Genomic DNA, 10,988 nt, shown 5'->3' on the forward strand with positions numbered 1-10,988 from the left:
CGTGACCGGCGCGGTGCGCCTGCGCGGCCGGCTCGATGCGGGCGCGCTGCGCGCCGCGCTCGATCGCGTGGTGGCGGCGCACGAAAGCCTGCGCCAGCGCTTCCAGGAAGTGGATGGCGTGCCGTTCCAGAGCGCCGGCCCCGGCGAATACGGTTGGGAAACGCTCGACGCTGCCTCCGACGCACTCGACGCGCTGCTGGCCGCCCGCTCGGCCGCGCCGTTCGATCTGGAGCGCGGCCCGCTGCTGCGCGTGGCGCTGATCGCGCTCGGCCCCGATGATCACATGCTGCACGTGGCGCTGCATCACATCGTGTCGGACGGGCTGTCGATCGGCGTGTTCGTCGGCGAGGTCGCGGCCGCCTACCGGCCCTGCCTCGACGGCGCGACGGGTGCGCCCGCCGCCACCCCGGTGCAATACGGCGACTACGCGCAATGGCAGCGCGAATGGCTCGACGACGGCGCGCTCGCGCGCCAGCTCGACTATTGGCGCGAGCGGCTCGGCCACGATCATCCGGTGCTGGAACTGCCGAAATCGCGCATCCGCGCCGGCCTGCGCAGCGGCGCGGGCGCGCGGATCGTGCGGGTGCTGCCGGAAGCCGTGCGCGAGGCGCTGATGCGCGTCTCGAACGCGGCCGGCGCGACGCCGTTCATGACGCTGCTGGCGGCCTACGACCTGCTGCTGGCGCGCTACAGCGGCCAGCGCGACATTCGCGTGGGCGTGCCGGTGGCCGGCCGCGACCGGCCCGAAGTGGCGAACACCATCGGTTTCTTCGTCAACACGCTGGTGATTCGCGCGGAACTCGACCGCGCGCCGAGCTTCGCCGCGCTGCTCGACCAGGTGCGCGAGCGCGTGCTCGAAGCCCATGCGCATGCGGACCTGCCGTTCACGCGGCTGGTGGACGCGTTGCAGCCGCAGCGCAGCTTTGGCCACACGCCGCTGTTCCAGGCGATGTTCAATTATCTGGGCGAGGACGGCGGCACGATCCGCCTGCCGGGGCTGGACGTGTCGAACCACGAGATCGACACGCAGACAGCCCGCTTCGACTTGGTGCTCGACGCGCGCGAGCGCGCGGGCGGCTTCGAGGTGGCACTGACCTATGCCGAGGACGTGTTCGAGCGGGCCACCATGGAGGCCATGCTCGATCACTACGTGGCGCTGCTCGGCGGCGCGCTGGCCGCGCCGCAGGCGCCGCTGGCCGCGCTCGGCGCGCCCGCGCCCGATGCCGCGCGGGCACCCGTCAAGCCGTACCGCCCGGTGCCCGCGCGTTTCGCGGCCAGCGCCGCGGCCCATGCGGCCTCGCTCGCCGTGCATTGCGAAGGCCAGCGCGCCACCTACGCGGAACTCGACCGCCACGCCGCGCGCATCGCGCGGGCATTGACGGCGGCCGGCATTGGCCACGACGAGCGCGTGGGCATCTGCATGACGCGCTCGGTCGGCATGGTCGCCGCGCTGCTCGGCACGCTGCGCTCGCCGGGCGCGTTCGTGCCGCTCGATCCGGCCTATCCGGCCGAACGGCTCGCGATGATGATGGACGATGCCGGCGTGCGCGTGGTGCTGACCGACGCCGATGCGCAGGCCCGTTGCGGCGCGCTGTTCGATGCGCGCGTGGCGATCGACGTGGGCGCGCTGGCGGATGGCGTGCAGGATGCGCAAGACCTGCCGGAAACGCCGGCCCCGCACCCGGATCAACTGGCCTACGTGATCTACACGTCCGGTTCGACGGGCCGCCCGAAGGGCGTGGCGATCTCGCACGGCGCGTTCGCGGCCCACCTCGACGATTTCATCGCCGCGCACCGCATCGGCCCCGACGACACGCAATTGCAATCGTCGACGATCAATTTCGACGTGGCGCTGCACGAGATGCTGCCGGCGCTGTTGCAGGGCGGCAGGATCGAGATGCGCGGCCCCGAGGCGTGGGATATCGACACCACCAGCCGCCACCTGATCGATGCGCGCGTGACGTTCTCGCGCCTGCCGACCGCCTACTGGCAGCAGTGGCTGCGCACGCCGCCGCCGCCCGAATCGCTGGCCGCGCTGCGCCAGATCACGGTGGGCGGCGAGGGCCTGCCCGGCGATGCGCTCGCGCAATGGCAGCGCGGCCCGCTCGGGCGGATCGGCCTGGCGAACCTGTATGGGCCGACCGAAACCACGGTGGCCTGCATGGTTCGCGCGACCACGCCCGACGACGCGGCGCAATCGATCGTCTCGATCGGGGTGCCGTATGCGTCGCGCACCGCGCGCGTGCTGGACCGCGACGGCAACGAGGCGCCGGTCGGCGCGCTCGGCGAGTTGTGCATCGGTGGCCACACGCTGGCGCGCGGCTATCTGGACCGGCCGGGGCAGACGGCCGAGCGCTTCGTGCCCGACCCGCTCGGCGGCCCGGGCGCGCGGCTCTATCGCACCGGCGACCTGTGCCGCCGCCGCGCCGACGGCGCGATCGACTTCCTCGGCCGTCTCGACCAGCAGATCAAGCTGCGCGGCTTCCGCATCGAGCCGGGCGAGATCGAGGCGGCGCTGCGGCGCCTGCCGCGCGTGACCGAAGCGGTGGTGGTGCTGGCCACCGAACGCGGCGTGGCGCGCCTGATCGGCTATGTGGTCGGGGCCGAAGGCGCGGCGCTCGACGGCGCTGAACTGCAACGTGCGCTCGCCCAGCAATTGCCCGCGCACATGGTGCCGGCCGCCATCGCCGTGCTCGCGAAGCTGCCGCTGATGCAGAACGGCAAGGTGGACCGCGCCGCATTGCCGGCCGTCGAGGTGGGTGCGGCCGACGGCGCGCGCGGCGCGCTGGCCGAACCGCGCAACGAGGCCGAACGCATGCTGCTCGATTGCTGGCGCGCGGTGCTGAACCGCGACGATCTCGGCATCGAGGATGATTTCTTCGCCTCGGGCGGCGATTCGATCCTGAGCCTGCAATTGATTGCCCGGGCGCGGGCGCAGGGCTGGTTGTTGAGCCCGCGCCAGGTGTTCGAGCAACCGACCGTGGCGCGGCTCGCGGCCGCGATGCGACGGCTCGATGCGGCCGCCGATACTGCCGAACTGCACGAAGCGCTGCCGTTGACGCCGATCCAGTCGTGGTTCTACACGCGCTATCCGCAAGGCGAGCCGCATTGGAACCAGTCGGTGCTGCTGCGCGTGCGCGGTGCGCTCGATCTGCCCGCGTTCGAGCGGGCGCTCGGCGCGACGATCGCGCGGCACGATGCGCTGCGGCTCGTGTTCGAGCGCGGCGCCGAAGGCTGGACGCAACGCGTGCTGGCCGACGCGCCCGCCGTGACGGTGGCCTCGGTCGATCTGCGCGAGGCCGGCGAACGCTGGCCGGCCGCGCTGGAACCGCGCGCCGAGGACGCGCAGCGTGCGCTCGATCCGGCCGTGGGCCGCCTCGTCAACGCCATCGCGTTCCGCACCCCCGATCTGGACGACGGCACGCCCGACGGCCGCTTGCTGCTGGTGATTCACCATCTGGCTGTCGATGGCGTGTCGTGGCGAATCCTGCTGGCCGATCTCGCGGCCGCCTATGCGGCGGCCGTCGAGGGCCGCACGATTGCACTCGATGCGGCGCTGCCGTGGAGCGTCTGGGCGCAGGCCCAGCGAGAGGCGGCCACGCCCGCGCGGCTCGCGGCGGCGTGGCCGGCCTGGCAGGCCGCGCTGGCCGAGGCCGTCGCGCCGCTCGACGCACCGCGCGGCACCGTGGCGACCAGCGACGCGATCGACTGGAAGCTCGGCCGCGACGACACCGACGCGCTGCGCCGCGCCGCGCCGCGCGCGTACCGCCTCGGCATCGACGAGCTGCTGCTGGCCGCGCTGTCTCGCGCGGTGGCGGCCCTGTTCGGCGGCGGCGGCGCGCTGCTCGCGCTCGAAGGGCATGGCCGCGACCTGTACGACCGGATGCCCGGCGCGGCGCGCGACGAGCTCGATCCGAGCCGCACCGTGGGCTGGTTCACCACGCGCTTCCCGGCCTGGCTGCCCGCGCCGGCCGACGACGCCGCGCTGCTGATCGGCACCAAATCGCGTCTGCGCGCGCTGCCCGATGGCGGCGCGTCGTGGGGCTGGCTGCGCAGCTATGGCGAGCCGGCCGTGCAGGGCGCGCTGGCCGCGCTGCCCGCGCCGCGCATCAGCTTCAACTATCTGGGCCAGTTCGACGGCAGCCTCGCCGAGGACGGCCCGTTCGGCTTCGCCACCGAGAAGGCCGGCAGCACCCAGCCGCTCGGCGAGGCGCTTGTCTATCCGGTCGAGTTGAACGGGTTGATCGTGGCGGGGCGTCTGTCGTTCACGTGGCGCTTCGATCCGGCCGTGGTGTCGCCCGAGCGCCAGCATGCGCTGGTGGCCGCGTTCGGCCGCGAGGTCGCACGGCTGGTGGCGCATTGCGAGCACGCCGCGCCGCGCGCGACCGCCGCCGATTTCCCGCGCGCCGGGCTGGACGAGGCCGGCTTCGACGCGCTCGGCGTGGCCGATACCGCGCTCGACGATCTGTATCCGGCCACGCCGCTGCAACAGGGCCTGCTGTTCCACAGTCTGCTGGAGCAGGGCGCGTACTTGAACCGCAAGCGGCTGACGCTGTCGGGCGAGGTGGATGTCGCAGCGATGCGCAGCGCCTGGCAGACCGTGATCGCGCGTCATCCGGTGCTGCGCACGCGCTTCGTGCGCGGGCACGGCGGGGCGATGCTGCAAGCGGTGCTGGCCGACGTGCCGCTGCCGTTCGAGGTGCACGACTGGCGCGCGCGCGGCGATTACGAAGCGGCGTTCGCGCGCTGGTTCGATGAGGAAGCGCCCAAGCGCATCGATCTCGATGCCGCGCCGCTGATGCACGTTTCGCTGTTCCTGCGGCCCGACGGCAAGCACGATCTGGCCTGGTTCAACCATCACGCGCTGTCGGACGGCTGGAGCCAGTCGCAACTGCTCGGCGAACTGACGCGCAGCTACGCGGCCGCCTGCCGGGGCGTTGCGCCCGAGCTGGAGCCGGTGGTGCCGTTCGCGGCCTATGCCGACTGGCTGGCGCGCCAGCCCGAGCCGGCCGATTGGTGGCAGGCGCAACTGGCGCGCGTCGATCGACCGGCGTTGCTGCTCGACAGCGTGCCGGCCCGGCCGGCCGCCGTGCGCGGGCAGGCCGCGGGCGATGCGTCGGGCTGGGGCCAGCGCGTCGCCACGCTCGACGCGCAGGCGTCCGCCGCGCTGGCGGAAGCGGCGCGTCGCCGTGGCGTCACGCTGAACACGCTGATCCAGGCTGCGTGGGCGCTGGTGCTGGCGCGTCATGGCGGGCGCCGTCAGGCCGCGTTCGGCGTGACCGTGTCGGGCCGTCCGTCCGACCTGGCCGGCGCGGGTGCGATCCAGGGCGTGTTCATCAACAGCCTGCCGCTGTGGGTGGACGTGCCCGCCGATGCGCCGCTCGATGGCTGGCTGCTCGCGCTCCAGCATCTGAACGTCGAATTGCGTCAGGTCGAGCACACGCCGCTGACCTCGGTTCGCCAATGGGCCGGTGCGGGCTTCGGCGAGCTGTTCGATTCGCTGCTGGTGTTCGAGAACTATCCGATCGATCCGTCGCTGAAGGACGGGTCGGCCGGGCTGGTGGTCGATGCCTCGGTGTCGTTCGAGCGCACCCACTATCCGCTGACGCTCGGCGTGCTGCCGGGCGAGCGGATCGGCCTCGAATGGAGCTGGGACGGCGCGCGGCTCGACGGCGCGACCGTCGACGCGCTGTCGGCTGCCTACGTGGCGGTGCTCGCGCAACTGGCGCGGCCTGAAGCGTCGACGCTGGCCGAGCTGCGCATCGACGGCCCCGCCGGCGTGACGGGCGCGGCATCCGCGCCCGACGCCGCGCATCCGTACCGCCCGGCCGTGGCGCGCTTCGAGGCCGCCGCGCAGGCCGCCCCCGATGCGCCGGCCGTGCGCTGCGGCGAGGCCGTGCTCAGTTATGGCGAACTGGCCCATGCTGCCGCCCGCATCGCGGCGCGGCTCGCCGCGCTCGGCGTGCGCGCCGAAGCGCGTGTGGGCGTGTGCATCGAGCGCGCGCCGCAACTGATCGCCGCGCTGCTCGGCGTGCTGAAGGCCGGTGGTGCGTATGTGCCCCTCGACCCGGGCTATCCGCGCGAGCGCTTGCGCGACATGTGCGCGGACGCCGGCATCGCGATCGTGCTGACCGATGCGGCCAGCGCCGCCGCGCATGGCGACTGGATCGGTGCGGCGGGTTGCGTGACGCTCGACGTGGCCGACGCGATTGGCACCGTGGTGAGCGATACGACCGAAGCAGCCGACGCAGCCGATACGACCGATGCAGCCGATACGACCGATGCAGCCGATCGTTCCGCCCCTCTCGCGCCGCGCTTTGCCGCGCCGCATCCCGATCAGCTCGCCTACGTGATCTACACGTCCGGCTCGACCGGTCGGCCGAAGGGCGTGGCCTTGACACACGGCGCACTGAGCCGCCACCTCGACGATTTCATCGCCGATCACGGCCTGCGCGCCGACGACCGCGTGCTGCAGTTCTCTACCGTCAACTTCGACGCGTCGGTCGAGCAGATCTTCGCGCCGCTGTCGCTGGGCGCTTCGATCGAGATGCGCGGCCCGGCGTTGTGGACGGCCGACGAATTCGACCGCGTGCTGGCCGAACGGGCGATCAGCTTCGCCTATCTGCCGACCGGCTATTGGCGTCAGTGGGCGCGTCAGGCGCGCCCGCAAGCCAAGCTCGCGCTGCGCCGCATGATGATCGGCGGCGAGGCGCTGCCGGGCAGCGCCGTCGCGCAGTGGTTCGCGGGGCCGCTGGCCGGCGTGCCGCTGCTCAATACCTACGGGCCGACCGAGATCGCCGTGACCTCGTCGGTGCAGGCGGTGGACGCCGCACAGGCGGCCTGCGCCGCCGCGCCGATCGGCGGGCCGTCGGCGTCGCGCACGTACCGCATTCTCGATCGCGACGGCCAGCCGGTGCCGCCGCTCGGCACCGGCGAGCTGTGCATCGGCGGCGCGACGCTGGCGCGCGGTTATCTGGGCCGACCGGACCAGACGGCCGAGCGCTTCGTGCCCGATCCGTCCGGCGCACCCGGCGCGCGGCTCTATCGCACCGGCGACCTGTGCCGCTGGCTGCCCGATGGCGGCGTGGCCTATGTCGGCCGGCTCGACGCGCAGGTCAAGCTGCGCGGCTTCCGCATCGAACTCGGCGAGATCGAGGCGGCGCTCGCGGCGCAGCCCGGCGTGGCCGAGGCGCTGGCGACGGTGCAGGGCGAGCATGATGCGCGCCGCCTGGTCGCCTATGTGGTGGCCGCGCCCGGCGCGAGCGGTGTGCCGCCCGATCCGGCCGGATTGCGCGAGGCGCTGGCCGCAACGCTGCCGGCCTATCTCGTGCCCGCCGCGATCGGCTTGCTCGACGCGCTGCCGACGCTGCCGAACGGCAAGCTCGACCGCCGCGCGCTGCCCGCGCTCGATGCCGAAAGCGCCGGCTACGTCGCGCCGGCCACGCCGCTGGAAGCGACCGTCGCCGAGATCTGGCAGGCCGTGCTCGGCATCGAACGGGTGGGCGCACGCGACGATTTCTTCGCGCTCGGCGGCCATTCGCTGCTGGCGCTGCAAGTGGCCTCGCGCCTGCAACGCGCGCTCGGCCGCGACGTGCCGCTGCGCGCGCTGTTCGATCATCCCGAACTGGCCGCGCTGGCCGCCTGGCTCGAAGCCGGGGCCGCGCCGGGCACGCCGGCCGCGCGCGTGCTGCCGCCGGTGCGCCGCACCGGCCGCCGCGAGGCGCCGCCCACCCACGGCCAGGCCCGGCTCTGGTTCCTGTGGCGTCTGGCACCGGACAACCCGGCCTATCACCTGTCGCTCGCGGTGCGGATCGACGGCGCGCTCGACGCCACGCTGCTGCGCGCCGCGCTCGACGCCGTGGTGGCGCGCCACGACATGCTGCACGCGCGCTTCGACGAACGCGACGGCGCGCCGTGGCTGGTGGTGGACGACAGCCTGCGCGCCGGTTGGACGCAAGCGTCGTTCGACTCGGCCGATGGGCAGAACGCGTCGGCCTGCACGGCCTGGCTGCGCGAGGGCGGCGCCGAGCCGTTCGATCTGGCGCGCGGCCCGCTGCTGCGCGCGCGGCTCGCCCGGGTGGGCGACGACGCGCATGTGTTCCAGTTGACGCTGCACCACATCGCCACCGACGGCTGGTCGATGAACCTGCTGATCGACGAACTGGCGGTTGCCTACGAGGCGGCGCTGCGCGGCGAGGCCACGGCCTACGCGCCCGAGTTGCCGGTGCAGTACGTCGATTACGCCGTCTGGCAGCACGAATCGCTCGACGCCGCCGCGCTCGACGCGCAGCTCGATTACTGGCGCGACACGCTCGGCCGCGAGCAGCCGGTGCTCGAACTGCCGGCCGACCGGCCGCGTCCGGCGCGACGCGACGGTCATGGCGCGCAGGTCGGCCTCGAACTCGATCGTCCGCTGGCCGATGCGCTGCAGACCTGGGCGCGCCGTCACGACGCGACGCTGTTCATGACGCTGCTGGCGGCGTTCCATGCGCTGCTGCACCGCTACGGCGGGCAGGACGACATCCGCATCGGGATTCCGCTGGGCGGGCGAGAACGCATCGAGATCGAGCCGCTGATCGGCTTCTTCGTCAATACGGCGGTGATTCGCGCCGACCTGTCGGGCGCGCTGCCGTTCGACGCGCTGCTCGCGCAGGTGCGCCGCCGCGTGCTCGATGCGCAGGCCAACCAGGACGTGCCGTTCGCGCGAATCGTCGACGCCTTGCAGCCGGTGCGCGTGGCGAGCCACACGCCGCTGTTCCAGGCGATGTTCAACTACGACGTGCGGCAGGGCGACACCGAACGCCGCGTGGCCGGCGCGTTGCGTCTGAGCCCGTTCGGCGCGGCGCGCACGGCGGCGCAGTTCGATCTGACGCTCGGCGTGTCGGTGGGCGAGCGGATCGGGCTGTCGTTCGGCTATGCGACCGATCTGTTCGATCGCGACACGGTGGCGCGTCTGCTCGACGACTATCGCGCGCTGCTGGTGCAGATCGCGGGTGCGGGCACGGGCACGGCGGACGCTCCGGCCGTCCTGCGCCTGCGCGATCTCGCGCTGGCCGCGCGGCCGGTGGCGAGCCGTGGCGCGTTCGAGGCGCAGCCGTTCGTCGCCACGCACGAGCGGATCGCCGCGCAGGCGCGCCGCTCGCCCGAGGCGATCGCGGTGCGCTGCGACGGCGCCGCGCTCGATTACCGGGCGCTCGATGCGCGCGCCACGCGGCTCGCGCAACGGCTGCTGGCCGACGGCATCGGCCGCGAGGCGCTGGTCGGCGTGTGCACGGCGCGTTCGCCCGACATGCTGGTGGCCGTGCTGGCGGCGATGAAGGCGGGCGCGGCCTATGTGCCGCTCGATCCCGCCTATCCCGACGCGCATCTGGCCGGGATGATCGACGATGCCGCGCTGGCCTGCACGCTGACCGATGCGGCGGGTCGCGAGCGGCTCGACGCGATCGGCGGCGCGCATCGTTACGTGGATATCGCGTCGGCGTCGGCGTCGGCTTCTGCCGATGAAGCGATGCCGTTGCCGGCAGTCGCGCCCGATCAACTGGCCTACGTGATCTACACCTCCGGCTCGACCGGCCGGCCGAAGGGCGTGGGCGTGACGCATGGCGCGCTGGCGCGCTTCCTCGACAGCTTCCAGACGCGTCTCGCCTTGACGCCCGACGATGTCTGGCTGGCCGTCACCACGCTGTCGTTCGATATCGCGGCGCTGGAGCTGTACCTGCCGCTCGCGGCCGGCTCGACGATCGCGCTGGCGACCCGCGAGACGGTGGTGGACGGCGTGCGGCTCGCGGCGCTGGCCGATGCCAGCGCCGCGACCGTCATGCAGGCCACGCCGATGGGCTGGCGCGTGCTGCTCGACGGCGGCTGGCAGGGCGCTTCGCCGGGCCGGCGCTTCACGGCGCTGTGTGGCGGCGAGGCGCTGCCGCCCGATCTGGCCGAGGCGTTGCAGGCGCGCGGCGTGGCGCTCTGGAACCTGTACGGCCCGACCGAGACGACCATCTGGTCGAGCGCGGCGCGGCTCGAGGCCGGCGCGGCGATCACGCTCGGCGCGCCGCTCGAACACACCACGCTCCAGGTGCTCGACGCGAGCGGCCAGCCGGTGCCGGACAACGGCGTCGGCGAGCTGTGCATCGGCGGGGCGAACCTCGCGCGCGGCTACCTGAACCGGCCGGGCATGAGCGCCGAGCGCTTCATCCCCGATCCGCACGGCGCACCCGGCGCGCGGCTCTATCGCACCGGCGACCTGTGCCGGGTGCGCCGCGACGGCCGCCTCGACTACCTGGGCCGTGCCGATCAGCAGGTCAAGCTGCGCGGCTTCCGCATCGAACTCGGCGCGACCGAGGCGGCGCTGCGCGCATTCGACGGCGTGACCGGCGCGGCGTGCCGGATCGTCGGCGAGGGCAGTGCGCGGCGTCTGGTGGCCTATGTCACGGGCATCGCCGATGCCGCCGATGCAGCCGGCCTGCGCGCGCGGCTCGCCGAGCAACTGCCGATGCAGCAGGTTCCCGCGCAGATCGTGGCGCTGACCGCGCTGCCGCTGACGTCGAACGGCAAGCTGAACCGCAACGCGCTGCCCGAGGTGGCCGCGCACGACGACGAGCGCTACGTCGCGCCGGCCACGCCGATGCAGGCGCTGGTGTGCGAGGTGTGGGCCGACGTGCTCGGCGTCGAACGGGTGGGTATCGACGACGACTTCTTCGCACTCGGCGGCCATTCGCTGGCGGCGGTGCGCGTGGCGGCGCGGCTCGGCGAACGGCTCGGCCGTCAGATCGGGCTGGCGCAACTGTTCGCGCATCCGCGCGTGGCCGATCTGGCCGCGTGGCTCGACGCCGACGCGGGCCAAGGTGCGGCCGGGGAACCGGGCAGCGCGGACGGCTCCTCGTTCGACGCCATGCAGGGCCTGCTCGACTCGCTGTAAACCTTCGCGGCGCGCGGCGGCGGACGGATGTGCCGCCGCGCGCCCCCGGTCCGCCGCTCCGTGCCGGGGCGGC

The 10,988-nt window shown here is 73.5% G+C and carries 1 protein-coding gene; it reads left to right on the plus strand.

The window, feature by feature from the left end; all coding sequences use genetic code 11:
• The first annotated feature begins 1 nt into the window (after window position 1).
• Entirely contained in the window at window positions 2-10,915 is a 10,914-nt protein-coding gene (locus AB4850_RS06650) for an amino acid adenylation domain-containing protein (protein WP_414441812.1), read from the plus strand.
• Window positions 10,916-10,988: the final 73 nt, after the last annotated feature.

The organism is Burkholderia sp. 22PA0106 (genome assembly GCF_047497155.1).
In the GTDB taxonomy this organism is placed as follows: Bacteria; Pseudomonadota; Gammaproteobacteria; order Burkholderiales; family Burkholderiaceae; genus Burkholderia.